Origin of the sequence: Streptomyces sp. NPDC048196 (assembly GCF_040652715.1) — a bacterium.
Lineage (GTDB): Bacteria > Actinomycetota > Actinomycetes > Streptomycetales > Streptomycetaceae > Streptomyces > Streptomyces siderophoricus.
Map to the genome: position 1 here is coordinate 187,708 of NZ_JBEZMM010000008.1, position 25,817 is coordinate 213,524.

Sequence of the window (25,817 nt, forward strand, 5' to 3'; positions counted from 1 at the left end):
CCCGGGGACGTTCGCCCCCTCCGCGCCCCGTGTCCCGCCTGCCCCGCCCGCCCCCGGTACCTCGTCCGGCCCGCGCTGCTCACGCTCCCCCGATGTCACCGTCGCCAATCCCCTCGGTACCCAGGTCCGTTCCGTACGCCCAGCACCTCACGCGTGCCGGCGCACGGCCGCCGGCACGTCGCCGTCCGGCGCGGTCGGCACCAGACTAAGGGGCGCGCGGGGGCCTGTGGTGGCGTCAGGGTGCGGCGGCGAAGGCATCGAGACGGGACTGTTGCGCGGCGGCCGCGGCGGCGCCCACCACCCCGGCGTCGGTGCCCATTTGGGCAGGTACGACGGTCAGGTCGGCGACGAACGACAGCGTCGCGTACTCCCGCAGTGCCGAGCGCAGCGGGGCGAACAGGATGTCTCCGGCGCCCGCGACTCCCCCGCCGATGACCGCGATGTCGATCTCGACGAGCGTGGCGGTGGCGGCGATCCCGGCGGCCAGCGCCTGCGCGGCCCGTTCGAAGGAGCGCAGGGCGACCTCGTCACCCGCCCGTGCGGACGCGGCGACGGCGGCGGCGCCGGTGTCCCCGTCGGGGCCCGGGCGCCAGCCGTTGGCCAGGGCGCGGCGGGCGATGTTCGGGCCGCTGGCGATGCGCTCGACACAGCCCCGGCCGCCGCAGGGGCAGGGGTCGCCGTCGAGGTCGACGCTGATGTGGCCGATGTGGCCGGCGTTGCCCGTGGGGCCGGGGTGCAGCTGGCCGTTGAGGACCAGGCCGCCGCCGACTCCCGTGGAGACCACCATGCACAGCGCATTGGCGTGGCCGCGCGCGGCGCCCTGCCAGTGTTCGGCCGCGGTCATCGCGACGCCGTCGCCGACCAGCACGACCGGGCGCCCGCCGACGAGCGCCCGTACGCCGGCGACGAGCGGGAAGTCGCGCCAGCCGGGGATGTTGACCGGGCTGACCGTGCCGGCGCGGGCGTTCACCGGGCCGGCGCTGCCGATGCCGACCGCCGCCACCCGGCCCCAGTCAGGGGCCGCGGACAGCTCGCCGACCACCTCGGCCACCGCACGCATCACCGTCGCCCCGTCCTGGTCGGCCGGGGTGGGCCGGGCAGCCCGTACGAGCAGGCTGCCGCGGGCGTCCACCAGAGCGCCGGCGATCTTCGTGCCGCCAATGTCCAGCGCTGCGCTGAGGTCCGTCTGCATCGGTGTGGAATCTCCTGGTGGGCCCGGGGGCCGGGGCTGCCGGCCCGGCGTTGAGAACGCCAGTCTTCCCTCGTTTGACAACGTTGTCTAGAGGCTATGCTCGACGCCACACCCAGGCGCCGAGAGAAACAGGACCGCAGACCGTGACCGACACCGCACGGGGCACGTCCCGCCGCTATGGCACCCGTCCCACGATGAAGGATGTCGCGGCGCGCGCCGGGGTCGGCCTCAAGACGGTCTCCCGCGTGGTCAACGGCGAGGCGGGGGTCACGCCGGACACCGAACGCCGCGTCCAGGAAGCCATCACGGCCCTGGGATTCCGCCGCAACGACTCGGCGCGGATCCTGCGCAAGGGCCGCACGGCCAGCATCGGTCTCGTCCTGGAGGACCTCGCCGACCCCTTCTACGGCCCGCTCAGCCGCGCCGTGGAAGAGGTCGCCCGCAGCCATGGCGCGCTGCTGATCAACGGCTCCAGCGCCGAGGACCCGGCGCGCGAACAGGAGTTGGTGCTGGCGCTGTGCGCACGGCGGGTGGACGGGCTGGTCATCATCCCGGCCGGTGACGACCACCGCTATCTGGAGCCGGAGATCACGGCCGGGATAGCGACCGTGTTCGTCGACCGCCCGGCGGGCCGGATCGACGCGGATGCGGTGCTCTGCGACAACTTCGGCGGCGCGCGGGACGCGGTGGCCCACCTCATCGCGCACGGCCACCGCCGCATCGGCTTCATCGGCGACCAGCCGCGGATCCACACCGCGCGGGAGCGGCTGCGCGGCTATCGCAGCGCAATGGCCGCCGCCGGACTGCCCGTTGACGAGTCCTGGGTGTCGCTGGGCTCCACCGCGCCCGAGCGCGTACGCTCCGCCGCCGCGGCCATGCTGGACGCGCCGGAGCCGGTCACCGCGCTCTTCGCGGGCAACAACCGCGTCACCGTCACCGCCGTACGGGTCCTCGGCGCAGCCCCGCGACCGGTCGCGCTCGTCGGCTTCGACGACTTCGAACTCGCCGATCTCGTACGGCCGGCGGTCACGGTCGTCGCCCAGGACCCGGCCCTGATGGGCCGCACGGCCGCCGGACTGCTCTTCCGCCGCCTCGACGGCATCACCGAACCACCGCACCACACGGAGATCCCGACCCGTCTGATCCCCCGCGGCTCCGGCGAAATCCCCCCGACGGAACGCTGATCGCCCGCCCCGGCCGAGACGTGCCACCTCCTTGAGGCCGGGGCCTGACTGCCTCCCGGGGTCAGCCCCTGACAGCCTTGTGGGGTCGGCGCCTGGCCGCACGGTGGGGTCGAGGCACGGCTGCCCCGTGGGGTCGATGCCGGCAAACTCCCCGAGGTCGGCGCTTGACCGCTCCACGGGGTCGGCGCCGGCTCGCCCCGTACGGCGGCCGACCACCCCTCGTTCTCGCCTCATCAACTCCCCCTCCCCGCTGCACTCGTGCCCTGCGCACGGCTCGTACCGCTGCGCCGTCCCGGCCGTTCCCCACGCACCGTCATGCTCGCACGAGCCACTGACAATGCCGGGGGCTCAGACGGATTCAGGGCCGGCAAGCGGCGCTCCGCAGGTCTCCCCCGCCCCCTCCCCCCTTCGGGGGAGGGGGCGGGGCGGGGGTGGGTGCCTCCCCCGTCTACCCCGCCCGTCCCACCCGCCCCGCCAGCGCGTCCAGGTCCGTGCGCGTCAGGCCCGTGAGGCGGGCGACCTCGGACGTGTCGACGGCGCCGCAGTCGAGGCCGCGGAGGAGGTAGCCGCTGAGGGCCTTGGCGGTGGCGGGCTCGTCCATGACGTCGCCGCCCGCCTTGGCCACGTACGCCGCGAGCCGGGCCGCGGCCTGTTCGAGGCCCTCGCGGTAGAAGGCGTAGACGGCCGCGTAACGGGTCGGGAGGTGGGCCGGGTGCATGTCCCAGCCCTGGTAGTACGCGCGGGCCAGCGAGCGGCGTACGAGGCCGTGGTGGAGCCGCCAGGCGTCGTGCACCTGGGCCGTCGGGCCGACGGGCAGGACGTTCGTCGAGCCGTCGGACAGCCGCACCCCGGTGCCCGCGGCGGCGACCTGCATCACGGCCTTGGCGTGGTCGGCCACCGGGTGGTCGAGGGACTGGTGGGCGGCGCTGACGCCACAGGAGGCGCTGTAGTCGAAGGTGCCGTAGTGGAGGGAGGTGGCGCGGCCCTCGGCGGCCTCGATCATCCGGGCGACGGTGGCCCGGCCGTCGGCGCCCAGGATGGCCTGGGTGGTCTCGATCTGGATCTCGAAACCGATCCGGCCGCTCTCCAGGCCGTGCGCCTTCTCGAACGCCTCCAGCAGCCGCACCATGGCGGTGACCTGCTCGGCGTAGGTCACCTTGGGGAGCGTGAGGACCAGGCCGTCGGGCAGTCCGCCGGCCGCCATCAGGCCGGTGAGGAAGATGTCGAGGGTGCGGATGCCGCGGTCGCGGACGGCGGCCTCCATGCACTTCATCCGGATGCCCGTGTACGGGGCGGCGGTGCCCCCACGGCAGGCGGCCGCGACCAGGGCAGCGGCGCGGGCCGCGGCCTCGTCCTCCTCGGCGTCCGGGCGCGGGCCGTAGCCGTCCTCGAAGTCGATCCGCAGGTCCTCGACGGGCTCGCGGGTCAGCTTGGCGCGGACGCGGTCGTGGACGTCGGTGGCGAGCTCGTCCGGGATGTCCAGTACGGCGGCGAGGGCGGCGGCGTCGGGGGCGTGCTCGTCCAGGGCGGCGAGTGCCTGGTCGCCCCAGGAGCGCAGGGTGTCGGCGGCGAAGACGTCGCCGGGCACGTAGACCGTGTGCACCGGCTGGCGGGTGCCGGGGTCACCGGGGTAGCGCCGGGCCAGATCCGCGTCCACCTGGGCGAGCGCGGCGCCGATCCCCTCGCGTACGGTGTCCGCGAGGCTCGTCGCCACGGTCTCCTGCTGCCCCATTCGTTACCCTCCCGACGCTTACGCCCGATGCTGTCGCCGGGCGTTTTCCGCTTAACGGAATCAACAATCCGTAGAGCGAAGTTAACGGGGGAGATTGCCGAGGTCAACACCCCGCCGCCGGAGGCGGTGCAGGTCACGGCCGCCGGCACCGGTCCGCGAAACTCCATGGCGCCCGCCGCGTATCGCCATCAGACTCGCGGCATGACGTGGACCGCACCCTCCATCCAGCGCAGAGACTTCCCGACCGCGGCCGGCGAGCGGGAGATGCTGCAGGGCTGGCTCGACTTCCATCGCGACACCCTCCTCACCAAGTGCACCGGGCTCACCGGCGAACAGCTCGCCGAGGCGGCCAGCCCGCCGTCCACCCTCACCCTGCTCGGCCTGGTGCGCCACCTGACCGAAGTCGAACGCGCCTGGTTCCGCCAGCGCTTCCTCGGCGAGCAGATCCCCGACGTGCACCTCACCGAGGAGAATCCGGACGCCGATTTCGACGACGCCGACCCGGCCGCCGCCCAGGCCGACGTCGCCGCCTTCCGCGCCGAGATCGAGGCCTGCGACAAGGCGGTGGCGGACCGCGGCCTGGACGAGACCTTCACGTCCCCGCGCGGCGCCCGGCTCAACCTGCGCTGGGTCTACGTCCACCTGATCGAGGAGTACGCGCGCCACAACGGCCACGCGGATCTGCTGCGCGAACGGATCGACGGAGTGACGGGCGACTGAGCGGACGGACGGAGCGACCGGCGGCTGAGCGGATCCCGCTCTCCAAGATCACTTACGATCGCTCATCAGTGATCACATCCGTCCGTAGTGCCCCAGGAGGCCCCGTGCCCGTCGTTGTCGCCACCATCCGGACCAAGCCCGGCCGCCGCGAGGACGTCCTCGCCGCGTTCCGGCGGCACACCCCGGCCGTGCACGCCGAGCCGGGCTGTCTGCTCTACGCGGTGCACGCCGGTGAGGACCGGGTCACGGTCATCGAGAACTGGGCCGACCAGGCGTCCCTCGACGCCCACTCGGCCGGCCCGGCCCTGGCGGCCCTGGGCGCGGAGATCGCCGAGGCGCTGGCCGCACCGCTGGACGTCGCCGTCGTCGAGCCGGTGCCGTCCGGGGAGCTCGGCAAGGACCGGCTGCCGAACACCTGAGGCCCGGCCCCTCGTTGGGGCGGGCAGCACGAGGCCCCGTACGCACCGCGCGTACGGGGCCTCGTGCAGTTCCGCCGAAGGCGGCGGCGCCCGGAAGGCGCGCGAGAGGCTCAGCCCTTGCGGGTCTTGACCTCTTCGGTGAGGGCCGGGACGACGTCGAAGAGGTCGCCGACCACGCCGTAGTCGACCAGGTCGAAGATCGGCGCCTCGGCATCCTTGTTGATGGCGACGATGGTCTTCGAGGTCTGCATACCGGCGCGGTGCTGGATCGCGCCGGAGATGCCCGCCGCGATGTACAGCTGCGGCGAGACGGACTTACCGGTCTGGCCGACCTGGTTGGTGTGCGGGTACCAGCCGGCGTCCACCGCGGCGCGCGAGGCACCGACGGCCGCGCCGAGCGAGTCGGCGAGCGCCTCGATGACCGGGAAGTTCTCGGCGCCGTTGACGCCGCGGCCACCGGAGACCACGATCGCGGCCTCGGTCAGCTCCGGGCGGCCGGTCGACTCACGCGGCGTGCGCGAGACGATCTTGGTGCCCTTGGAGGAGTCGGCGACGGTCACCGCGAGCGGCTCGACCGTACCGGCGGCCGGCGCGGCCTCCGGGGCGGCGGAGTTGGGCTTGACGGTGATGACCGGGGTGCCCTTGGAGACACGGGACTTGGTGGTGTACGAGGCCGCGAAGACGGACTGCGTGGCCACCGGACCCTCGTCGCCGGCCTCCAGGTCGACGGCGTCGGTGATGATGCCGGAGCCGATGCGCACCGCGAGGCGGGCGCCGATCTCCTTGGCCTCGGCGGAGGACGGCAGCAGCACGGCGGCCGGGGAGACCGCGTCGTAGGCGGCCTGCAGCGCGTCGACCTTGGGGGCGACGAGGTATTCGGCGAACTCGGGTACGTCGGCGGCCAGCACCTTCACGGCGCCGTGCTCGGCGAGGACCTTCGCGGCCTCCTCGGCGTTCGGGCCGAGGTGGACGGCAACCGGCTCGCCGATGCGGCGGGCCAGGGTGAGCAGTTCGAGGGTGGGCTTGCGGACGGCGCCGTCCACGTGGTCGACGTAGACAAGGACTTCAGCCATGGGAATGCTCTCCTGCGGGAAGAATGAGGGCGGTGGGAAGGACTGCGGCTCAGATGAACTTCTGGCCCGCGAGGAACTCGGCGAGCTGCTTGCCGCCCTCGCCCTCGTCCTTGACGATCGTGCCCGCCGTACGGGCCGGGCGCTCGGTCGCGTCCTCGACCTTGGTCCAGGCGCCTTCGAGGCCGACCTCGTCCGCGTCGATGTCGAGGTCCTCCAGGTCCAGGGACTCCACCGGCTTCTTCTTGGCGGCCATGATGCCCTTGAAGGAGGGGTAACGCGCCTCACCGGACTGGTCGGTGACGGACACGACGGCCGGCAGCGCGGCCTCCAGCTGCTCGCTGGCGGTGTCGCCGTCCCGGCGGCCGGCGACCTTGCCGTCGGCGACGGAGACCTCGGAGAGCAGGGTGACCTGAGGCACGTTCAGCCGCTCGGCGAGCAGGGCGGGCAGCACGCCCATCGTGCCGTCGGTGGAGGCCATACCGCAGACGACCAGGTCGTAGCCGGTCTTCTCGATCGCCTTGGCGAGCACGAGCGAGGTGCCGAGCGCGTCGGTGCCGTGCAGGTCGTCGTCCTCGACGTGGACGGCCTTGTCGGCGCCCATGGACAGGGCCTTGCGCAGCGCGTCGTTGGCGTCCTCGGGACCGACGGTCAGGACCGTGATCTCCGCGTCGTCGGCGGCTTCCTTGATCTGCAGGGCCTGCTCGACGGCGTACTCGTCGAGCTCCGAGAGCAGACCGTCCACGTCGTCACGGTCGACGGTCAGGTCCTCGGCGAAGTGCCGGTCGCCGGTGGCGTCGGGCACGTACTTCACACAGACAACGATCCTCAAGCTCACGCCGGCTCTCCTACCTGCTTGGTCTCTTCAGAACTGCCTCGTGCTGGCAGCATAGGCGCCTCTCGGGGCGGCTCCCGGTCGGATGCGGTTCCCCACGCCGACCGCCATATTACTCGCCAGTACATCCAGTCTCGTGCCCCGAATCAAGGCCGTCGAAATGTGACCTTCCCAACGGCCCTGATCGGGTGAAGAGCGCGGGTGAGGAGCGGGCCCGCGGCGGGCGCGTCAGTCGCGCAGCGCGTTGAAGCGGCCCTGGTGGTAGAGGAGGGGGCGACCGGGCCCCGCGGGGTCGCCGACGACGGGCTCGGCGAGCACGATGCGGTGGTCGCCGGCCGGCACCCGGGCGACGACCCTGCAGACCGTCCAGGCCACCACGCCGTCCAGGAGGGGCACGCCCTCGGGGCCGGTGCGCCAGGAGGTGCCGGGCCCGAAGCGGTCCGCGCCGCTGCGCGCGAAGGTGGCGGCCAGTTCCACCTGGTGCTCACCGAGGATGTGGACACCTATGTGGTCGGCCACCGAGACGGCCGGCCAACTGGAGGCGCCGGTGCCGATGCCGAACGAGAGCAGCGGCGGCTCGGCGGCGACCGAGGTGAGGGAGGTGGCGGTGAAGCCCACCGGGCCCGAGCCCTGGGCGGTGATCACCGCGACGCCGGCGGCGTGCCGGCGGAAGACGGAGCGCAGGAGGTCGGGCGAGGCGGTGCGGGGCGTGCCGAGGTCGGACGAGACCGTCATGGAGTTGTCCTTCTGCTGGGGCGGACGAGCCGGGGCGGGGCCGCCGGCGCCCGTACGGCGCCCTGCGGCGGTTACGTCGTCGTTGCTCACACGCCCGGACAGCGGGCGCTGGCGGTCCGCAGAAGGTCGACGTGGGCGCGTCCGTAGAGAAGGGTTCCTGGCCGCATCACGTCAGAGTGACGATGGGTGACCCACAGCGTCAAGGGCGGCCCGGTATCTGGGAGATCAATCACGGACCGCCGCCCCGAGCGCCGCGATGACGTCGGCCTTGCGGGGTTGGCCGGAGGCGCGGCGGACGACCGTGCCGTCGGCGTCGAGCACCAGCACCGTCGGGGTGCGCAGCACCTTCAGCTCCCGTACGAGGTCGAGGTGGGCCTCGGCGTCGATCTCCACATGGGCCACCCCCTCGACCATGCCGGCGACCTCGGCGAGGGTGCGCCGGGTGGCGCGGCAGGGCTGGCAGAAGGCGCTGGAGAACTGCAGCAGGGTGGCTCGCTCCCCCAGCGCCGCGCCGATCTCCGCGGCACCGAGCCGCGCCGTTTCGTCCCGCTTGCGCACCGACAGTCTCCCGTTGCGGCGTTGGTGCCATACGCCGAAGAGGCTCGCTGCCGCGAGCACCGCGAGGCACACCATGAGTCCGGTCATCGAGGAGTGCAGCGTTCACCGGACCGCAAAGATTCCCGGTGCTCGGCGCGGGCCGTTCCGGGGGAAGCCAGGGGCATGACGAGCGACAGGATCGACGACCGGATCGACCTACGTGGCCCCCGGTTCGGGGCGGCGCTGACGGCCGTGGTGCTGGCGGCGGTGCTGATCAGCGGGAGCGGATGGCTGCTGGCCTGCCAGGCGCTGGTCTTCGCCGTGGGGGCGGTGGCCGGGGTCCGGCGGTCGCCCTACGCCTGGCTGTTCACGGTGGCGGTACGGCCGCGGCTGCCCGCGCCGACGGCGTTCGAGGACCCGGCCCCGCCGCGCTTCGCCCAGAGTGTCGGGCTGTTCTTCGCGCTGGTGGGGCTGGCCGGCTTCGCCTCGGGGGCGCAGTGGCTGGGGCTCGCGGCCACCGCTGCGGCCCTCGCGGCGGCCTTCCTCAATGCCGCTTTCGGGTACTGCCTGGGGTGCGAAATGTACCTTCTGCTACGGCGGGCGACCGGCTGAGGCGGCCGGGTACGTGACGAGGATCTCCCGGCCGGGGTGGTCGGCGCGCTGGCCGCGGCGGCCGCAATCGGGCACGATCTCCCGAAAGCCGCAGTGACGACGGCGTAGGTTTCCGCCGGGAGAACCCTCCCCAGGCATGGAAAAAGGGGTCCTCCGGACAATGGCAGAGCTCGTCTACCCGCCCGTGATCGGTGCCGCGCGCACGCTGTTCAAGGCGCTCGACCTGAAATTCGACATCGCCGGGACGGAGAACGTTCCGCGCCGCGGCGGGGCGGTGCTGGTGAGCAATCACATCGGGTACCTGGACTTCGTCTTCGCGGGGCTCGCCGCCCGCCCGGCCAAGCGGCTGGTGCGGTTCATGGCGAAGGAGTCGGTGTTCCGGCACAAGGTGTCCGGGCCGCTGATGCGGGCGATGAAGCACATCCCGGTGGACCGCGCGCAGGGCATGCACGCCTACAAGCACGCGCTGACGGCGCTGCGTTCGGGCGAGATCATCGGGGTCTTCCCGGAGGCGACCATCTCCGAGTCGTTCACCCTGAAGTCCTTCAAGTCGGGTGCGGCGCGGCTGGCGCAGGAGGCCGGGGTGCCGCTGCTGCCGGTGGCGCTGTGGGGCACCCAGCGGCTGTGGACCAAGGGCCACAAGCGGGACCTGGGGCGGAACCACATTCCGATCACGATCCGGGTCGGCGAGCCGGTGGCGGCCGATCCGGCCGAGCAGGCGGAGAAGATCACCGACCGGCTGCGGGCCCGCGTCCAGGACCTGCTGGAGGCCGCCCAGCGCGCCTATCCCGTACGCCCCAAGGGCCCGGACGACACCTGGTGGATCCCGGCCCATCTCGGCGGTACGGCACCGGCGGCGCCCGGCGCGTAACGCGGCGCACGGGGCGGGCCGGCCGGCGCCGGTCCGCCGCTATGCGGTGCGGATCCCGCCGATCTCGACCCGGGCGCCGGGGCACGTCTTCCGAAGCGCCTCGGCCAGTTCCTCGCCCGCGGCCGCGAGGTCGTCGAGGGGCATCGGGGCCATCCGTTCCAGCAGGAACAGCGCGCTGACGGAGTCCTCGGTCAGCCGGGTGCGGACTCCCTGGCGCCAGTTCCAGCGGCGGCAGGTGACGCCCTCGTCGTCGCACCAGACGACCTCGCCGGCGTCGGGGTGCTCGATCACCTCGGCGCCGCCGGCCGCGGTCGCGAACGGCTCGTCGCCGGCCGCCCGGACCAGTCGCATACCGCCCTGGATGCGGTCCAGGTCCTCACCGCCGACGGGTATCAGGTGGGCGACGCTGATGGCGTTGTAGAGGTCGACGAGGCGGTTGATCCGCGGCAGCCCGCCGTCCGCGAGGGCGCGCCGGGCCAGCGCCTCGGCGGAGTTGCGGGTGCGCGAGGGCTTGGCACCGAAGGCGGTGTACGCGGCGCGCCAGGCGGCGAGGTGCGGGTCGTCCTGCGGGGCGCGCCCGTCGAGGCGGCGGACCAGCCGGCGGGCGGCCTCGTCCAGCAGTGCGGCGCTCGCCCCGTCGCTGGGCCCGTTCGTCAGGCCGTGGGCTTCGACGGCGAGGTGGGCGAAGCCCGGCGCCAGGGCGCGTACCTCGTCGGAGACGTACAGGGGTGTGGGCATCGGGCCGTTCCTCGCAGGTCGTGGCGGTGGCTGCCGGGGGCGTGGCCGCGTCGGCGGCCGTCCGGCGGCATTGCAGCACGAGGCGGCACGGTAAATCAAACCGTACTGTTGAGTTCATTGTGATGTACCAGGTGGTGCTGCCCACCGGGTGCCGGAAAAGGGCCGCGCCCGGCCGGAGGTCACGTCGTGACCTCCGGCCGGGCGCGGGCCCGTCGGGTCCGGCTCAGCGGGCGATTTCCTCCCGGAGCGCGGCGAGGAAGCCGTCGACGTCCTCCTCGGTGGTGTCGAACGCGCACATCCAGCGCACATCGCCGGCCTGCTCGTCCCAGAAGTAGAAGCGGTAGCGCTTCTGGAGGCGTTCGCTCACGTCGTGCGGCAGCCGGGCGAAGACCGCGTTGGACTGCACCGGGTAGAGGATCTCCACCCCGTCGATCTGCCGGACGCCGGCCGCCAGCCGCTGCGCCATGGTGTTGGTGTGCCGGGCGTTGCGCAGCCACAGGTCCTTGGCGAGCAGCGCCTCCAACTGGACGGAGACGAAGCGCATCTTGGAGGCCAGCTGCATGGAGAGCTTGCGCAGATGCTTCATCGCGCGCACCCGGTCGGGGTTGAGCACGACCACGGCCTCACCGAAGACGGCGCCGTTCTTCGTGCCGCCGTAGGAGAGGATGTCGACGCCCACGGCGTTGGTGAAGGCCCGCATGGGGACGTCCAGCGTCGCCGCGGCGTTGGCTATCCGCGAACCGTCCAGGTGGACCACCATGCCGCGCTCATGCGCGTGTTCGCAGATCGCCCGGATCTCGTCGGGGGTGTAGACCGTGCCGAGCTCCGTGCTCTGGGTGATCGAGACGACCTGCGGCATGGCGCGGTGCTCGTCGTCCCAGCCCCAGGCCTGGCGGTCGATCAGCTCGGGGGTGAGCTTGCCGTCCTCGGTGGGCACGGTGAGCAGCTTCAGCCCGCCGACCCGCTCGGGCGCCCCGCACTCGTCGACGTTGATGTGCGCCGACTCGGCGGCGATCACCGCGCCCCAGCGGTCGGTCACGGCCTGGAGGGCGACGACGTTGGCGCCGGTGCCGTTGAACACCGGGAACGCCTGTGCCCGCTGCCCGAAGTGGCTGCGGAACACCCGCTGGAGGTGCTCGGTGTAGTCGTCCTCGCCGTAGGCGACCTGGTGGCCGCCGTTGGCGAGGGCGAGCGCGGCCAGCACCTCGGGATGGGCACCGGCGTAGTTGTCGCTGGCGAAGCCGCGGACCTGCGGATCGTGGTGCTGCCGGGCGTCGGTCTTCGCTCCGGTCACGGCTCGGGGGTCAGCCACAGACGCTTTCCATTCACTTCCTGGGCGGGCCGGTCCCAGACCCCGGCGATGGCCTCGGCCAGCTCCGAGACGTCCGTGAAGCCCGCGAACTTGGCGTTCGGTCGCTCGGCGCGCATCTGGTCGTTGACGAGCGCCTTGACGACCAGGATGGCAGCCGCGGCGCGCGGTCCCTGCTCGCCCCCCGCCTTGCGGAAGCCGTCCGCCATGGCGAGCGTCCAGGCCTCGGCGGCGGCCTTGGAGGCGGCGTAGGCGGCGTTGCCCGCGGTGGGCTTGCTGGCGCCGGCCGCGCTGATCAGGAGGAAGCGGCCGTTCCCGCTGCGCTCCAGGGCGTCGTTGAAGGCGAGCGAGGTGTGCTGGACGGTGCGGATCAGGAGCCGGTGCAGGGCGTCCCAGTCCTGCAGGTCGGTCTCGGCGAACGTGGACGAGCCGCGCCAGCCGCCGACGAGGTGCACCAGACCGTCGATGCGGCCGAATTCCTTCTCCGTGCGGTCCGCCCATTCGCGGGTCTGGTCGAGGTCCAGGAGGTCGACCGTGTCCCCGATCACCGTGGCGCCGCCGTGGGCGTAACGGGCCGCGTCCACGGCCTCGGCGAGCCGTTCGGGGTTGGCGTCCGAGCCGACCACCACGGCGCCCGCCTCGGCCAGCCGCAGCAGCGTGGCCCGGCCGGCCGGACCGGCCGCTCCCGCCACCGCGATGACCGCACCCTCCAGCGGCCCGTGACCGCCCGTCGAAGTCACCATCTCCGTCGCCTCCTCGTCCTGCTCCTGGACGGCCGTGGGCCGGTTGTCACGGTCGGTGCTCATGCCGCCGCCAGCGTGTCGCTGTGGGCGGTGATGCCCTTGGTCGAGGCGATCACGGAACGCAGCTTCTTGGCGAGCGCCTCGTAGAACATGCTCAGCGGGAATTCGTCGGGGAGCACGTCGTCCACGAGCTTGCGCGGCGGCTGGTCCAGGTCGAGGGCGTCCGGACCCTTGGCCCAGACCGAGCCCGGGTGCGGGGCGAGATAGGTCGAGACGAGGTCGTACGCGGCGAACCAGTGGACCAGCTTGGGCCGGTCGATGCCGTCGCGGTAGAGCTTTTCGATCTCGCCGCACAGCTCGTTGGTGACCTTGGGTGCCCGCTCCCAGTCGATGTGCAGTGTGTTGTCCGTCCAGCGTACGACGTCGTGCTTGTGCAGGTAGGCGAAGAGTAGCTGGCCGCCCAGGCCGTCGTAGTTGCGGACCCGGTCGCCGGTGACCGGGAAGCGGAACATCCGGTCGAAGATCACCGCGAACTGCACGTCGCGGGCCTGGGAGTAGCCCTCGGCCTCCAGCTTCACGGCCTCCTTGAAGGCGGTGAGGTCACAGCGCAGCTCCTCCAGGCCGTACATCCAGAACGGCTGGCGCTGCTTGATCATGAAGGGGTCGAACGGCAGGTCGCCGTGGCTGTGGGTGCGGTCGTGGACCATGTCCCACAGGACGAACGCCTCCTGGCAGCGCTCCTGGTCGGTGAGCATCTCGCAGATGTCCTCGGGCACTTCGAGGCCGAGCGTCTCGACGGCGGCCTCGGTGACCCGGCGGAAGCGGGCGGCCTCGCGGTCGCAGAAGATGCCGCCCCAGGTGAACCGCGCGGGGGCCTCGCGCACCGCGATGGTCTCCGGGAAGAGGACCGCGGAGTTGGTGTCGTAGCCGGCGGTGAAGTCCTCGAAGGTGATGCCGCAGAAGAGGGGGTTGTCGTAGCGGGTGCGCTCCAGCTCGGCGAGCCAGTCCGGCCAGACCATGCGCAGCACCACGGCCTCGAAGTTGCGGTCCGGGTTGCCGTTCTGGGTGTACATGGGGAACAGCACCAGGTGCTGGAGGCCGTGGGCGCGCGCCTGTGCGGGCTGGAAGGCGAGCAGCGAGTCCAGGAAGTCCGGCACGCCGTAGCCGTCGTCGGCCCAGCGGCGCAGGTCGGCGACGAGCGCCTCGTGGTAGGCGGCGTCGTGCGGGAGCAGCGGGGCGAGCTCCCGGACGGCCGCTATCGCCCGCTCGACCTCGGCGCGCACGGCGTCCGCGGTCGGCGCGCCCTCGGCCGCGAGGTCGATCGAGCCGTCCTTGGCCTGCCAGGGCCGGATGGTCTCGACGGCGTCCTTGAGCACGGGCCATGCCGGGTGATCCACCACACGCTCTGCGGTCCGAGTGTCTCCCGGGACACCCACAGGCGAAAGAATTTCCGTCATGACTGCCCTCCGGCGGTAGATCGTGTTGTCAGCACACGGTAACCAGCCAAGGATCGTCCGCTCAAGTGGGGGAGCCGAAAATTATCCGGCCGACACCCCGCCCCGACCCTCATTTTTCCTGTCGTGGCCCGCTCTCGCGACACTTACTGCCCGCAGCGGCAAGGGATTTGGCACTTTCTCCGGTTGCGGCCAGTGTGGCATATGCCACACTCCCCCACCCCCGCCGGTGAACGGAGTGAGGGGTTCCGAGGCCGGCGCGGTGGGGGCCGCGTCAGCGGGACGGAGGCGCGCCCACGTGTGGGTGAGGGGGGCTGGGGCCGGATATGGCGGGTACGGGTACTGGACACACCGCGGGGTCGTTCGGCAACCGGTTTCGGGGCATCCGGGCCGTTAGGCTGAGCGCCGTTTCGCACGCCGTTGCCGACGGTCGACGGTCGACACCGGCAGTGAGCCGACAGCACTACCGAGCCGACAGAAGCGAGGCAGCCTTGTCCTTTCTCACCATCGGGCACCGCGGGATCATGGGCGTCGAGCCGGAGAACACCCTGCGCTCCTTCGTACGTGCCGAGCACGAGGGCGTCGACGTCATCGAGCTGGACCTGCATCTGAGCAAGGACGGCGCGCTGGTCGTCATGCACGACGCGGACGTGGACCGGACCACCGACGGGGCCGGGCCGATCGCCGAGCGCACCCTCGCCGAGCTGCGGGAGCTGGACGCCGGCCAGGGCGAGCGGATCCCGGTGTTCGAGGAGGTCGTGGACGCGGTCAAGGCGCCGCTGCAGGCCGAGATCAAGGACGTGGCGGCCGCGCAGGCGCTGGCCGAGGTGATGCGGGCGCGCGATCTGACCGGCCGGGTCGAGGTGATCTCGTTCCACGACGAGGCGCTGGCCGCGATCCGCACGCTGCTGCCCGGCGTGCGCACCGCGCTGGTCGGCAGCCGGTACGGCGCCGACGTCGTCGACCGCGCCCAGGCCGTCGGCGCGTACATGCTGTCGCTGAACATCCGCCGGCTCACGCTGGAGCTGGTCGAGCGGGCGCACGCCGCGCAGCTGAAGGTCGTCGCCTGGACGGTCAACACCCACGACCAGCTCCGGCTGGCCCGCGGCCTCGGTCTGGACGGGGTGGTGACCGACCTCCCGGAGATCCGGCGGGCGGTGCGCTTCACCGCCTGACGGTCCGCCGGACGGGGAAATCCGCAGTTCACGGCGGCGCAACAGGCTTCCAGCATGCGGACGTTTTCCCCGATGATCTCGACAGACGGCGGTGCGCACTGCCACTCTCCCGCCATGCGCCTCGTCAACCGCCCTCTTCGCCTGGCCACTTGCGCCGCCGTCGTGCTGCTCACCGCGGCCGTCGGCTGCGCCCCGCAGGACGAGTCCGCCGGTGGCCCGCGGGCCACCGGGCAGGGCAAGCAGAGCTGCGACCGCGGCAAACTCGCCACGGTGCGGGCCGGGAAGCTCACCGTCGGCACCGACAAGCCGGCCTACGCACCGTGGTTCCGGGACGACGACCCGGCCAGCGGCAAGGGCTTCGAATCGGCCGTCGCCTACGCCGTAGCCCGGCAGCTGGGCTACGGCAAGGGCGCGGTGGACTGGCAGACCGTGCCGTTCGCCAACGCCTTCGCGCCCGGTGAGAAGAAGTTCGACTTCGACATCAACCAGATCTCCATCAGCGCACAGCGCAAGCACGCGGTGGCGTTCTCCTCCGGCTACTACGACGTGCGCCAGGCGGTCATCGCGCTCAAGGGCTCCCGGGCCGCGCACGCCAGGAGCCTCGCCGACCTCCGGCACGTCAAGCTCGGCGCCCAGGTCGGCAGCACCAGCCTGGACGTCGTCAACGACACCATCCACCCGGACCGGACGCCCGCGGTCTTCCAGAAGAACGACTACGCGAAGACGGCCCTGAAGAACGGCCAGGTCGACGCGATCGTCACCGACCTTCCGACGGCGTTCTACATCACCTCGGCCGAGGTCCGGGACGCGAAGGTGGTGGGCCAGTTCGCGGGCACCGGCAGCACGAAGGAGCAGTTCGGGCTGGTGCTGGACAAGGAGAGCCGGATCACCGGGTGTGTGTCGGCCGCGGTCGACACGCTCCGGAAGAACGGCACGCTGGCCGCGCTGGAGAAGAAGTGGCTGACCGACGCCGTTGCCGTTCCGGTGCTCAAGTGACGTACGACAAAGGGTTGTTGAAGGTACCGGCGGGCCGCGGGGAGCCGGCCGGGGACGGCTATGTGCCGTCCGCGCGGCGGATCGAACGGGAGCGGTTCAAGCGGGCCAGGGCCCGTCGTGCGACGGCGGTCGCCGCGCTCAGCACGCTGGTCACCGCCGCCGTGCTGTTCGTCGTGATCACCGGGTCCCCGGGCTGGCCGCGCACCCGGGACACCTTCTTCAGCGCCGCCTACGCCCGCAAGGCGCTGCCCCAGGTGCTGGACGGACTGCTGCTGAACCTGCGGCTGCTGGTGGTGTGCGGGGCCGCCGTGCTGGTGCTCGGGCTGCTGCTGGCGGTGGCCCGTACGCTGCGCGGCCCGGTGTTCTTCCCGCTGCGCGCGCTGGCCACCGCGTACACCGACTTCTTCCGCGGGCTGCCGCTGATCATCTGTCTGCTGATGGTGGTGTTCGGGGTGCCGGCGCTGCGGCTGCAGGGCGTGACCACCGATCCGGTGGTGCTCGGCGGGACCGCGCTGGTGCTGACGTACTCGGCGTACGTGGCCGAGGTCTTCCGGGCCGGGATCGAGTCGGTGCACCCCTCGCAGCGGGCCGCGGCCCGGTCGCTGGGGCTCTCCAGCGGGCAGGCGCTGCGCTTCGTGGTGCTGCCGCAGGCCGTGCGGCGGGTGCTGCCGCCGCTGCTGAACGACCTGGTCTCGCTGCAGAAGGACACCGGTCTGGTGTCCATCGCCGGCGCGGTGGACGCGGTGTACGCCGCGCAGATCATCGCCGGCAAGGACTTCAACTTCACGCCGTACGTCGTGGCCGGGCTGGTCTTCGTCGCGCTGACGATCCCGATGACCCGCTTCACGGACTGGGTCACGGCCCGGACGGACCGCCGGCGCGCCCAGGGAGGGCTGGTATGAGCACGACGGACCGCACGCCGCGGCCCGCCGCCGGCGAGACCGCGGCGGCCTCCGGGGACGGCCCCGTACTGCGGCTGGAATCGGTGCGCAAGACCTACGGGCGGGACACGGTCGTGCTGCGGGACGTGGACCTGGAGGTGCCCCCGCACACCGTGACCGCGCTGATCGGCGCCTCCGGGTCGGGCAAGTCGACACTGCTGCGCTGCGCGAACCTGCTGGAGGAGATCGACGACGGGGCGATCTTCCTGGACGGCGCGGAGATCACCGATCCGCGGACCGACGCGGACGCGGTGCGGCGCCGGATCGGGGTGGTCTTCCAGGCGTACAACCTCTTCCCGCACATGACCGTGCTGGACAACATCACGCTGGCGCCGCGGCGGGTGCACGGGGTGCCGCGGGCCGAGGCGGAGGAACGGGCCCGGGAGCTGCTGGACCGGCTGGGGCTCGGCGGGCGGGCCGGTGAGTATCCCGACCGGCTCAGCGGCGGCCAGCAGCAGCGGGTCGCGATCGTCCGGGCGCTGGCCGGCCGGCCCCGGCTGCTGCTGCTCGACGAGATCACCGCGGCCCTCGACCCGGAGCTGGTCGGCGAGGTCCTCGGCGTGGTCCGCGACCTCAAGGAGGAGGGCATGACCATGGTCATCGCCACCCATGAGATGGGCTTCGCGCGGGACGTCGCCGACCAGGTGTGCTTCCTGGACGGCGGGGTGGTGCTGGAGCGCGGCGCGCCCGGGCAGGTCTTCGGGGAGCCGCGGCACGAGCGCACCCGGCAGTTCCTGCAGCGGATCATCCGGGCGGGACGGCTGTAGCGCGCCCCGCCGGGACGGTCAGCCCAGCGGCTTGACCAGCACCTCGAACTCCAGGTCGGCGCGCTGCGGGATGCCGAACCGCTCGTCGCCGTACGGGAACGGGCTGAACTCGCCGGTGCGGCGGTAGCCGCGGCGCTCGTACCAGGCGATGAGTTCGGTGCGCTGCCGGATGACGGTCATCCGCATCTCGCGCGCCGCCCAGGTCTCCCGGGCGGTCCGCTCGGCCTCGGCGAGCATGGTCCGGCCGAGGCCGCCGCCCTGGAGCGCGGGGCGCACCGCGAACATCCCGAAGTACGCGTGGTCGCCGCGGTGTTCGAGCTGGCAGCAGGCGGTCAGCGCACCCTCCCGCTCGGCGACCAGCAGCAGCCCGGTCTCGTGCCGCACCACGGCGGCGACGCCCTCCGGGTCGGTGCGCTGACCCTCCAGCAGATCGGCCTCCGTGGTCCAGCCGGCCCGGCTCGCGTCGCCCCGGTAGGCCGACTCGATGAGGTCGACGAGGCCGGGGACGTCGGCGTCGACGGCGGTACGGAAGATCAGCTCGGTGGTGGGCATGGCGGGCGGAGTCCTCTCGGGCCGGGCGGGGCGGAGCCGGGCGGCTGGCGGGTCCGAGGCTAACAAGAGGTGCGCGTGCCGCGTCAGGGCCACCGGCCGGGCGGCGTAGGGTCGCCGGCATGGTGCATGTACTGAGCAGCAGGGTGCTGTTGCGGCCGTCCGATCCGGAACGGTCGCGGGCGTTCTACGGCGAGGCGCTGGGGCTGGAGATCTACCGGGAGTTCGGCACCGGTGCCGAGCGCGGCACGGTCTACTTCCTCGGCGGCGGCTTCCTGGAGGTCTCCGGCCGCACCACGGAGCCGGCCACGGACACCCTGCGGCTGTGGCTGCAGGTGGCGGACGCCGAGGCCGCGCACCGCAAGCTGGTGGCGCGCGGGGTGGAGGTGCTGCAGCCGCCGGTGCAGGAGCCCTGGGGACTGATCGAGATGTGGATCGCCGACCCGGACGGGCACCGCATCGTGCTCACCGAGGTCCCCGCGGACCATCCGCTGCGCTACCGGCCCTGAAGGCCCCTCCCGCTCGCTCCGCGCTCCCCGTCTGCGCCCGTGCGCTCCCGTGTGCGGCCTCCCCCGCGGGCATCCTGCAGCCGACGCGTACGGGTGGCGACGGCCGCAGGGAGGCGCTTCGTGCACGCACCACCGTTGGTCGGCTGGCTGCTGGTCCTGCTGTGCGCGGGCGCCGGGGCCTACTGCCTGGCCCGGGCCGGTGGCGTACCGCCGGCGCAGCGGGCGGCGGCCCGCGGGGAAGGGGTGATGGCGCTGGGGATGGCGGTGATGGCCGTGCCGGCGTCCGTGGTGGCGCCGGCGCCGTGGTCGCCGTGGCTGTTCACCGCGGTCTTCGGGGCGGCGGCCGGGGTGGCGCTGGTACGCCGGCATCTGCACCACGCGGTGGGCGCGCTGGCGATGGTGTACATGGCGCTGGCCATGGTGTGGCCGGGCGGTCCGGCGGGCCGGCCGGGGGCCGGGCACGGCACGGCCGGGATGGACCACCTGGGCGCGATGACGCACTCCGCGCCGGGCGGGGTCCCCTTGGTCACGTCCCTGCTGCTCGGCTACTACACGGTCTATGTGATCGGCGCGGGGGTCCGGCTGGTGCCTGCGGCGGGTGCGGCGGCGGACGGGCCGGCGGTGGCCGGGGCGCCCGTTGTGGCGGGCGGGGCCGGGACGGCGGACGTGCTGCGTGCCTGCCGGGTGGCGATGGGCATCGGCATGCTGGCGATGCTGCTCATGATGTGAGCAGGGCGGCGCGCCCCCGGGCCGGTACGGCCGCCTCCCGTGCCACACCTCGCACCGGGGTGGCGTACGTCACTTCCGATGCGTGCCTGTACCAACGAGTAGTCGTGCGCTCATAGGCTGACGCCATGATGGTCCCTATCGCGCTGATGATTCTCGGCGCGCTGGCCGCGGCGACGGCGCCGCGGCTGATGGCCCGTTCGGACTGGCCCGACCGCGAACCGGTGCTCGCCCTGTGGGTGTGGCAGTGCGTGGTGGCCGGTGTTCTGCTGTGCTGCATCCTCGCGATGTCGCTGAGCGCGGCCGCCGCCTGGGAATCCGTCCGCAGCCCGGTGTTCGGCCCGGCGCCCCGGGTGGTCGTCGAGGCCTACGCCCTGCAGGCCCACGGGCCTTGGGCCGGAGTGCTGGCCCTGCTGCTCGCGGGCGGCGGCGCCTGGACGGGCCTCGCGCTGACCCGGGAGGTGCGCGACGCCCGGGCCCGCCGGCGCCGGAGCCGGGACGAGCTGCGGCTGCGCGCCCCGCTGCTGCCCGGCGAGGAGCCGGCCGGGGAGCGGCTGGTCGTCCTGGAGGGCGACCGTCCGGAGGCATGGTGGCTGCATCACTCTTCGCCCCAACTGGTCCTCACCACCTCGGCGTTGCGGCGGCTGAAGGGCCGTCAGCTCGATGCGCTGATCGCCCATGAGCAGGGCCATGTGCGGGCCCGGCACGATCTGCTGCTGCACTGCGCCTCGGCACTGGCGGCCGGCTTCCCGCAGATCCCGGTGTTCGCGGCGTTCCGCGACCAGGTGCACCGGCTGGTCGAACTGGCCGCCGACGACGTGGCCTCGCGCCGCTTCGGCCGGCTGACGATCGCCCTGGCCCTGGTCGAACTCAACGAGGACCGCGGGGTGTTCGGCCCCTGCCCGACCCAGCTCGCCGAGGTCCCGCAGCGGGTGGACCGGCTGCTCGCACCCGCCCCGCGCTTCACCCCGGGCCGCCGGCTGCGGATGACGGCCTGCGCCGTCCTGGTCCCGGCGGTACCGCTGCTGGTGACGTTCATCCCGGGGCTGAGTGCGCTGACCTGAGGGGCGGGAGCCCGGGGGCCGGGACGCGATGGCCTGAAAGACCCTGGGACGAGCCGCGCGCTGTGCGCCCGCCCGTCGCCCCGCGCGGCGTTCCGGGCCAGGATGGGGCCATGACCACGATCAAGGGTGTGCTCTTCGACTTCTCCGGGACGCTGCTGCGGATCGAGCCCGCCGAGACCTGGCTGCGGGCCGCGCTGCGGGCCACCGGGGTCGCCATGGACGAGGCGGAGCTGACCCGCCGGGCGGCCGAGCTGGAGCGGGCGGGGGCGCTGCCCGGCGGCTCCTCCCCCGTCGCGCTGCCCGACGGGCTGGCCGGGCTGTGGGAGATCCGGGACCGGGACGCCGCCCATCACCGTGCGCTGTACACCGGGTTGGCCCGTCAAGTCCCGCTCCCCGCCGAGGAGTTGTACGACGCGCTCTACGAACGCCACATGACGGCGGCGGCCTGGCGGCCCTACCCGGACGCCGCCGAGGTGCTGGCGGAGCTGCGCCGGCGAGGTGTGCCGACCGGCGTGCTGAGCAACATCGGCTGGGACCTGCGGCCGGTGTTGCGCGCGCACGGCCTGGCCCGTTATCTGGACAGCTGTGTGCTCTCGTTCGAGCACGGTCTGCAGAAGCCGGATCCGCGGCTGTTCGCGGTCGCCTGCCGGGAGCTGGGGCTGGACCCGTCGACCGTGCTGATGGTGGGCGACGACCGTACGGCGGACGGCGGGGCGACCGCTCTGGGCTGCGCCTACCTGCCGGTGGACCATCTGCCGGTGGAGCGCCGCCCGGAGGGCCTGCGGCCGGTGCTGGACCTGGTGGGGTGAGCGGCGCCCCGCCCGGGCCGGGTCAGCCGGCGGTGCGCGGGGCCAGCCACTGCTGGAGTTCGAGGAGGTTGCCCTCGGGGTCCCTGAGGTGGGCCACCCGCATCCGGTCGGTCATCGGGGCCGGGCCGTGGTCCAGGACCGCGCCGCGCCCGGTGAGCTGCGCGCAGTATCCGTCGAGGTCGTCGACGCGCAGGGCGATGACGGAGCGGTGTCCGGCCGGGGGTGCCGCGAGGTCGGCGAGGACGTGGGCGAGCTGGGCGCGGTCCTGGAGGGCGATGCCCGCGGAGCCCTGGTCGCAGGTGAACTTGGCGTACGGGCCGTCCTCCGCCTCGAACTGCGGGGTCAGGCCCAGCACGTCCCGGTAGAAGCGGTAGCAGCCGCGGAAGTCCGTGACGAGCAGGCGGATCTGGGCGAGTTCCATCCGTGCGTTCCCCGTGAGAAGTGCTGACCGGGTCGCCGTGACCGGTGTGCGCGGTCATGCAGGGCGAGGGCGACGGGGTGACGCTACCTCGCCGGGGGCCGCCGTGCCGCCGGGTTACGGCCCCTGGCCACCGCCGGTTCGGGGGGCGTGCTCGGCGGCCCATTTCCGGAGCGTGGCGAAATCGGCCGGGAGGAGTCCACCGGCCGGATCGACGCGGTGCGGGAGGGCGGGCCCCGGGTGGTGGCGGGCGATCCAGGTGAGGTCGGGCGGGCCGATCTCGTCGTCCACCCAGGCGAACGGACGGCCGGCGGCGGCCTCGACGAGATGGCGGGTCTTCCAGTGGACGCCGTCCGGGTCGCGCCGGTGCCTCTCCGGCCAGTCCAGCGCGGGGAGTTCGGGCAGGCCCAGGACGGGCGCGATCCAGGTGTTGGCCTCGGTCCGCCACGTCGTCGCCCAGACGAGCCGGAAGCCCAGTCCCATCAGCAGCGGGCCGTGGTCGGGATTGAGCCGCACCCGCAGGGCGGGGCGCGGCGGCTCCCAGCCGGTGGGCCGCATCCACCGGGTGGTGTAGCCCCGGAGCCGCCGGTGCGGTGGGGCCAGCCAGGGGTTGAGCGGGCCGTCGACGTCGAGGAAGAGGAGGGGCAGGGTGGCGTCCACGGGGTGATGATGCCGCGGACGGCGCCGGACCAATCCGTTCCGGTACGGCGCCGCCCCGGCCGGGCGGGATGCCGGCCGGGGCGGTACGGGGCCGTGGGGCCCGCAGCGGCCGGGTCAGCCGAGCGAGGCGATGGCCTGGTTGAAGGTCTGCGACGGGCGCATGACCGCCGCGGCCTTCTCCGGGTCGGGCTGGTAGTAGCCGCCGATGTCGGCCGGCGAGCCCTGCACCGCGATCAGCTCGTCGACGATGGTCTTCTCCTGCTCGGCGAGGGTCGCCGCCAGGCCCTTGAACGCCTCGGCGAGCTGGGCGTCCTCGGTCTGCTTGGCCAGCTCCTGGGCCCAGTAGAGCGCCAGGTAGAAGTGGCTGCCGCGGTTGTCGATACCGCCGAGGCGGCGGCTGGGCGACTTGTTCTCGCCCAGGAAGGAGCCGGTCGCCCGGTCGAGGGTGTCGGCGAGCACCTGGGCGCGCGCGTTGCCCGTCTTCTGGGCGAGGTGCTCGAAGCTGACCGCGAGCGCGAGGAACTCGCCCAGGCTGTCCCAGCGCAGGTAGTTCTCCTTGACCAGCTGCTGGACGTGCTTGGGCGCGGAGCCGCCGGCGCCGGTCTCGAACAGGCCGCCGCCGTTCATCAGCGGGACGACCGAGAGCATCTTGGCGCTGGTGCCCAGCTCCAGGATCGGGAACAGGTCGGTCAGGTAGTCACGCAGGACGTTGCCGGTGACCGAGATGGTGTTCTCACCGCGGCGGATGCGGTCGAGCGAGAACTTGATCGCGTGGACCGGCGCCATGATCTCGATCTGCAGGCCCTCGGTGTCGTGCTCGGTGAGGTACTGCTTGACCTTCTGGATCAGCTGCGCGTCGTGGGCGCGCTCGGCGTCGAGCCAGAAGACGGCCGGGTCGCCGGTCGCGCGGGCGCGGCTGACGGCGAGCTTGACCCAGTCACGGATCGGGTCGTCCTTGGTCTGGCACATCCGGAAGATGTCGCCGGCGCTGACGACCTGCTCCAGGACGGCGTTGCCGGCCGCGTCGAGGACCCGCACGGTGCCCGTGGTGGGGATCTCGAAGGTCTTGTCGTGGCTGCCGTACTCCTCGGCCTTCTGCGCCATCAGGCCGACGTTGGGCACCGAGCCCATGGTCGACGGGTCGAAGGCGCCGTGCGCGCGGCAGTCGTCGATGACGACCTGGTAGATACCGGCGTAGCTGCTGTCCGGGAGGACCGCGAGGGTGTCGTGCTCCTGGCCGTCCGGGCCCCACATGTGGCCGGAGGTGCGGATCATGGCCGGCATGGAGGCGTCGACGATGACGTCGCTGGGGACGTGCAGGTTGGTGATGCCGCGGTCGGAGTCGACCATGGCGAGCTCCGGGCCCTCTGCGAGCTCCGCGTCGAAGGACGCCTTGATCTCGGGGCCCTCGGGCAGCGACTCCAGGCCCTTGTAGATGCCGCCGAGGCCGTCGTTCGGGGTGAGGCCGGCGGTGGCGAGGACCTCACCGTACTTGGCGAAGGTCTTCGGGAAGAAGGCGCGGACCACGTGGCCGAAGACGATCGGGTCGGAGACCTTCATCATCGTGGCCTTGAGGTGCACGGAGAACAGCACGCCGTCGGCCTTGGCACGGGCGACCTGGGCGGTGAGGAACTCACGCAGCGCGGCGACCCGCATGACGGAGGCGTCGACGACCTCGCCGGCCAGGACCGGTACCGACTCACGCAGGACGGTGGTGGAGCCGTCGTCACCGGAGAGCTCGATCCGCAGCGAACCGGCCTCGCCGACCACCGCGGACTTCTCGGTGGAGCGGAAGTCGTCGTTGGTCATGTGGGCGACATTGGTCTTCGAGCCCGCCGTCCACTCACCCATGCGGTGCGGGTTGGCCTTGGCGTAGTTCTTCACCGAGGCGGGGGCGCGGCGGTCGGAGTTGCCCTCGCGCAGGACCGGGTTGACGGCGCTGCCCTTGACCTTGTCGTAGCGGGCGCGGATGTCGCGCTCCTCGTCGGTCTTCGGGTCGTCCGGGTAGTCCGGGAGCGCGTAGCCCTGCTCCTGCAGCTCGGCGATCGCGGCCTTCAGCTGCGGGATCGAGGCCGAGATGTTGGGCAGCTTGATGATGTTGGCCTCGGGCGTCTTCGCCAGCCGGCCGAGCTCGGCGAGGGCGTCCTCGATGCGCTGGCCCTCCTGGAGACGCTCGGGGAAGCTCGCGATGATGCGACCGGCCAGGGAGATGTCACGGGTCTCCACGTTGACGCCGGCCTGCGACGCGTAGGCCTGGATCACAGGCAGGAAGGAATACGTCGCGAGGGCGGGGGCCTCGTCAGTGTGGGTGTAAATGATGGTCGAGTCAGTCACCGGGTGCTCCGCTCCACGTCTGCAACATTGCTCGACATCAAGATATCTCGTGACGGCCTTCCCCTCGACAGGACCCTTCCACTGCGTTCGGCTTTCCTCCCACGTAGCTGGCTGCGGCGCCGCGGGTCGTCTCGCCGTTGCGCCTGGCTCTCCTCCCACGTACCTGGCTGCCCCGCCGTCGGGGTTGCTCGCCGTTGCGCTTGGCTTTCCTCCCACGTACCTAGCTGTCCCGCCGTCGGGGTTGCTCCGTTGCGCTTGCGGCGCCCCGCAGGTAGCTGGCTGTCCCGCCGCGGGGCTTGTTCGCCGTTGCGCGCTTTGCGGCGCCCCGCAGGTACCTGTCTTTCCCGCCGCGGGGCTTGCTCGCCGTTGCGCCTGGCGGCGGGCGTGGTGTTTTCGGGTGCGGTGCCGGCCCTCCAGACTTCGTCCTCCGGTCCCGCCCCTCCCGTGGGTGGGGGGTGAGCTGGGTGGGGGCGAGCGTCGTCTCAGAAGTACCTCACGTCGTGGGCAGCGGGAATACCTCCCCCGCCCGTCGAGTTGAGGCCCTGCAGGGGGCGCTCGTAACCCTTAAGGGATCTGTTCGACCGTCCCCTACGGGTCCCCAGGACCCCTTGTATTCCCAACGCCCACCCCCACCCAGCTTCTTCCCCTCCCCAACGGGAGGGGACGGGCCGGAGGGGCCGGTTGTGTGGACGTAAAGCGACAGCAGTCCACACAACCC

At 72.6% G+C, this 25,817-nt stretch carries 27 protein-coding genes; 13 read left to right on the forward strand and 14 right to left on the reverse strand.

The annotated features are described in order from the left end of the window. Positions 1 to 235: 235 nt before the first annotated feature. Complete coding sequence (locus tag AB0E02_RS12515) at positions 236 to 1,192, reverse strand: ROK family protein (RefSeq protein ID WP_362138069.1); 957 nt, start codon at positions 1,190 to 1,192, stop codon at positions 236 to 238. 143 nt (positions 1,193 to 1,335) lie between these two features. On the opposite strand from AB0E02_RS12515, the gene AB0E02_RS12520 reads away from it, so the two are divergent. Beyond that, positions 1,336 to 2,376, forward strand: coding sequence for a LacI family DNA-binding transcriptional regulator (locus AB0E02_RS12520; RefSeq protein WP_362138071.1), 1,041 nt, complete (start codon positions 1,336 to 1,338; stop codon positions 2,374 to 2,376). Between the two features lie 448 nt (positions 2,377 to 2,824). On the opposite strand, the gene AB0E02_RS12525 is transcribed toward AB0E02_RS12520, so the two are convergent. Beyond that, positions 2,825 to 4,108 (reverse strand): aldolase/citrate lyase family protein, encoded by a 1,284-nt coding sequence (locus AB0E02_RS12525; RefSeq protein ID WP_362138072.1) that lies wholly within the window; start codon positions 4,106 to 4,108, stop codon positions 2,825 to 2,827. A gap of 201 nt (positions 4,109 to 4,309) precedes the next feature. Here AB0E02_RS12525 and AB0E02_RS12530 point away from each other — a divergent pair, with 201 nt between their 5' ends. Beyond that, positions 4,310 to 4,828 carry a DinB family protein gene (locus AB0E02_RS12530; RefSeq protein ID WP_362138074.1) on the forward strand — a complete coding sequence of 173 codons (519 nt, stop codon included), beginning with the start codon at positions 4,310 to 4,312 and terminating at the stop codon, positions 4,826 to 4,828. Between the two features lie 104 nt (positions 4,829 to 4,932). After that, a complete protein-coding gene (locus tag AB0E02_RS12535) occupies positions 4,933 to 5,247 on the forward strand; it encodes a putative quinol monooxygenase (RefSeq protein ID WP_030413214.1) in 315 nt (104 codons plus the stop codon). Positions 5,248 to 5,357: 110 nt separating this feature from the next. Here the strand turns inward: AB0E02_RS12535 and AB0E02_RS12540 are convergent, their stop codons facing one another. The 4 genes from AB0E02_RS12540 to AB0E02_RS12555 form a co-directional block, all read right to left on the reverse strand. After that, on the reverse strand, positions 5,358 to 6,320 hold the full coding sequence (locus tag AB0E02_RS12540) for an electron transfer flavoprotein subunit alpha/FixB family protein (RefSeq protein WP_362138076.1): 963 nt from the start codon (positions 6,318 to 6,320) through the stop codon (positions 5,358 to 5,360). 49 nt (positions 6,321 to 6,369) lie between these two features. Continuing rightward, the gene (locus AB0E02_RS12545) at positions 6,370 to 7,155 is read right to left on the reverse strand and encodes an electron transfer flavoprotein subunit beta/FixA family protein (protein ID WP_362138078.1); all 786 of its coding nucleotides are present in this window, start codon (positions 7,153 to 7,155) and stop codon (positions 6,370 to 6,372) included. Between the two features lie 225 nt (positions 7,156 to 7,380). Further along, positions 7,381 to 7,887, reverse strand: coding sequence for a flavin reductase family protein (locus tag AB0E02_RS12550; RefSeq protein ID WP_362138080.1), 507 nt, complete (start codon positions 7,885 to 7,887; stop codon positions 7,381 to 7,383). A 225-nt stretch (positions 7,888 to 8,112) separates the two neighbouring features. Then, on the reverse strand, positions 8,113 to 8,532 hold the full coding sequence (locus AB0E02_RS12555; protein ID WP_362138082.1) for a thioredoxin family protein: 420 nt from the start codon (positions 8,530 to 8,532) through the stop codon (positions 8,113 to 8,115). Between the two features lie 75 nt (positions 8,533 to 8,607). Here AB0E02_RS12555 and AB0E02_RS12560 point away from each other — a divergent pair, with 75 nt between their 5' ends. Further along, positions 8,608 to 9,036: a DUF4395 domain-containing protein gene (locus AB0E02_RS12560; RefSeq protein WP_362138084.1), complete on the forward strand. Its 429-nt coding sequence runs from the start codon at positions 8,608 to 8,610 to the stop codon at positions 9,034 to 9,036. A gap of 160 nt (positions 9,037 to 9,196) precedes the next feature. Next, the gene (locus AB0E02_RS12565) at positions 9,197 to 9,907 is read left to right on the forward strand and encodes a lysophospholipid acyltransferase family protein (RefSeq protein WP_362138088.1); all 711 of its coding nucleotides are present in this window, start codon (positions 9,197 to 9,199) and stop codon (positions 9,905 to 9,907) included. Positions 9,908 to 9,946: 39 nt separating this feature from the next. On the opposite strand, the gene AB0E02_RS12570 is transcribed toward AB0E02_RS12565, so the two are convergent. The 4 genes from AB0E02_RS12570 to AB0E02_RS12585 form a co-directional block, all read right to left on the reverse strand. Then, positions 9,947 to 10,645: a phenylalanine--tRNA ligase beta subunit-related protein gene (locus AB0E02_RS12570; protein ID WP_362138090.1), complete on the reverse strand. Its 699-nt coding sequence runs from the start codon at positions 10,643 to 10,645 to the stop codon at positions 9,947 to 9,949. A 223-nt stretch (positions 10,646 to 10,868) separates the two neighbouring features. Further along, positions 10,869 to 11,957: a low specificity L-threonine aldolase gene (locus tag AB0E02_RS12575; protein WP_362138092.1), complete on the reverse strand. Its 1,089-nt coding sequence runs from the start codon at positions 11,955 to 11,957 to the stop codon at positions 10,869 to 10,871. Beyond that, positions 11,936 to 12,697, reverse strand: coding sequence for an SDR family NAD(P)-dependent oxidoreductase (locus AB0E02_RS12580; protein WP_362138143.1), 762 nt, complete (start codon positions 12,695 to 12,697; stop codon positions 11,936 to 11,938). Before AB0E02_RS12580 ends, AB0E02_RS12575 begins: the two co-directional genes overlap by 22 nt. Positions 12,698 to 12,756: 59 nt before the next feature. Further along, positions 12,757 to 14,154, reverse strand: coding sequence for a DUF6421 family protein (locus AB0E02_RS12585; RefSeq protein WP_362138094.1), 1,398 nt, complete (start codon positions 14,152 to 14,154; stop codon positions 12,757 to 12,759). Between the two features lie 488 nt (positions 14,155 to 14,642). Here AB0E02_RS12585 and AB0E02_RS12590 point away from each other — a divergent pair, with 488 nt between their 5' ends. From AB0E02_RS12590 to AB0E02_RS12605, 4 genes are all read left to right on the forward strand, one after another. Beyond that, complete coding sequence (locus tag AB0E02_RS12590; RefSeq protein ID WP_030413225.1) at positions 14,643 to 15,326, forward strand: glycerophosphodiester phosphodiesterase family protein; 684 nt, start codon at positions 14,643 to 14,645, stop codon at positions 15,324 to 15,326. 114 nt (positions 15,327 to 15,440) lie between these two features. Then, positions 15,441 to 16,322, forward strand: coding sequence for an ABC transporter substrate-binding protein (locus AB0E02_RS12595; RefSeq protein ID WP_362138145.1), 882 nt, complete (start codon positions 15,441 to 15,443; stop codon positions 16,320 to 16,322). Between the two features lie 17 nt (positions 16,323 to 16,339). Beyond that, positions 16,340 to 17,224 (forward strand): amino acid ABC transporter permease, encoded by an 885-nt coding sequence (locus tag AB0E02_RS12600; RefSeq protein ID WP_362138147.1) that lies wholly within the window; start codon positions 16,340 to 16,342, stop codon positions 17,222 to 17,224. Further along, on the forward strand, positions 17,221 to 18,030 hold the full coding sequence (locus AB0E02_RS12605; RefSeq protein WP_362138096.1) for an amino acid ABC transporter ATP-binding protein: 810 nt from the start codon (positions 17,221 to 17,223) through the stop codon (positions 18,028 to 18,030). Before AB0E02_RS12600 ends, AB0E02_RS12605 begins: the two co-directional genes overlap by 4 nt. 18 nt (positions 18,031 to 18,048) lie before the next feature. On the opposite strand, the gene AB0E02_RS12610 is transcribed toward AB0E02_RS12605, so the two are convergent. Continuing rightward, positions 18,049 to 18,582 (reverse strand): GNAT family N-acetyltransferase, encoded by a 534-nt coding sequence (locus tag AB0E02_RS12610; protein WP_362138098.1) that lies wholly within the window; start codon positions 18,580 to 18,582, stop codon positions 18,049 to 18,051. A gap of 119 nt (positions 18,583 to 18,701) precedes the next feature. On the opposite strand from AB0E02_RS12610, the gene AB0E02_RS12615 reads away from it, so the two are divergent. The 4 genes from AB0E02_RS12615 to AB0E02_RS12630 all read left to right on the forward strand — a co-directional run bounded on the left by AB0E02_RS12615 (position 18,702) and on the right by AB0E02_RS12630 (position 21,687). Then, a complete protein-coding gene (locus tag AB0E02_RS12615) occupies positions 18,702 to 19,088 on the forward strand; it encodes a VOC family protein (RefSeq protein WP_362138101.1) in 387 nt (128 codons plus the stop codon). Positions 19,089 to 19,208: 120 nt separating this feature from the next. After that, positions 19,209 to 19,817, forward strand: a complete 609-nt coding sequence (locus AB0E02_RS12620; RefSeq protein WP_362138104.1) for a DUF5134 domain-containing protein — start codon at positions 19,209 to 19,211, stop codon at positions 19,815 to 19,817. Positions 19,818 to 19,942: 125 nt separating this feature from the next. Then, positions 19,943 to 20,878: a M56 family metallopeptidase gene (locus AB0E02_RS12625; protein ID WP_362138106.1), complete on the forward strand. Its 936-nt coding sequence runs from the start codon at positions 19,943 to 19,945 to the stop codon at positions 20,876 to 20,878. 110 nt (positions 20,879 to 20,988) lie between these two features. Next, complete coding sequence (locus AB0E02_RS12630) at positions 20,989 to 21,687, forward strand: HAD-IA family hydrolase (RefSeq protein WP_362138107.1); 699 nt, start codon at positions 20,989 to 20,991, stop codon at positions 21,685 to 21,687. A gap of 22 nt (positions 21,688 to 21,709) precedes the next feature. Here the strand turns inward: AB0E02_RS12630 and AB0E02_RS12635 are convergent, their stop codons facing one another. The 3 genes from AB0E02_RS12635 to AB0E02_RS12645 all read right to left on the reverse strand — a co-directional run bounded on the left by AB0E02_RS12635 (position 21,710) and on the right by AB0E02_RS12645 (position 25,099). Beyond that, positions 21,710 to 22,108 carry a VOC family protein gene (locus AB0E02_RS12635; protein ID WP_362138110.1) on the reverse strand — a complete coding sequence of 133 codons (399 nt, stop codon included), beginning with the start codon at positions 22,106 to 22,108 and terminating at the stop codon, positions 21,710 to 21,712. Between the two features lie 114 nt (positions 22,109 to 22,222). Next, positions 22,223 to 22,765 (reverse strand): HAD domain-containing protein, encoded by a 543-nt coding sequence (locus AB0E02_RS12640; RefSeq protein ID WP_362138112.1) that lies wholly within the window; start codon positions 22,763 to 22,765, stop codon positions 22,223 to 22,225. Positions 22,766 to 22,879: 114 nt separating this feature from the next. Continuing rightward, positions 22,880 to 25,099, reverse strand: a complete 2,220-nt coding sequence (locus AB0E02_RS12645; protein ID WP_362138114.1) for an NADP-dependent isocitrate dehydrogenase — start codon at positions 25,097 to 25,099, stop codon at positions 22,880 to 22,882. Positions 25,100 to 25,817: the final 718 nt, after the last annotated feature.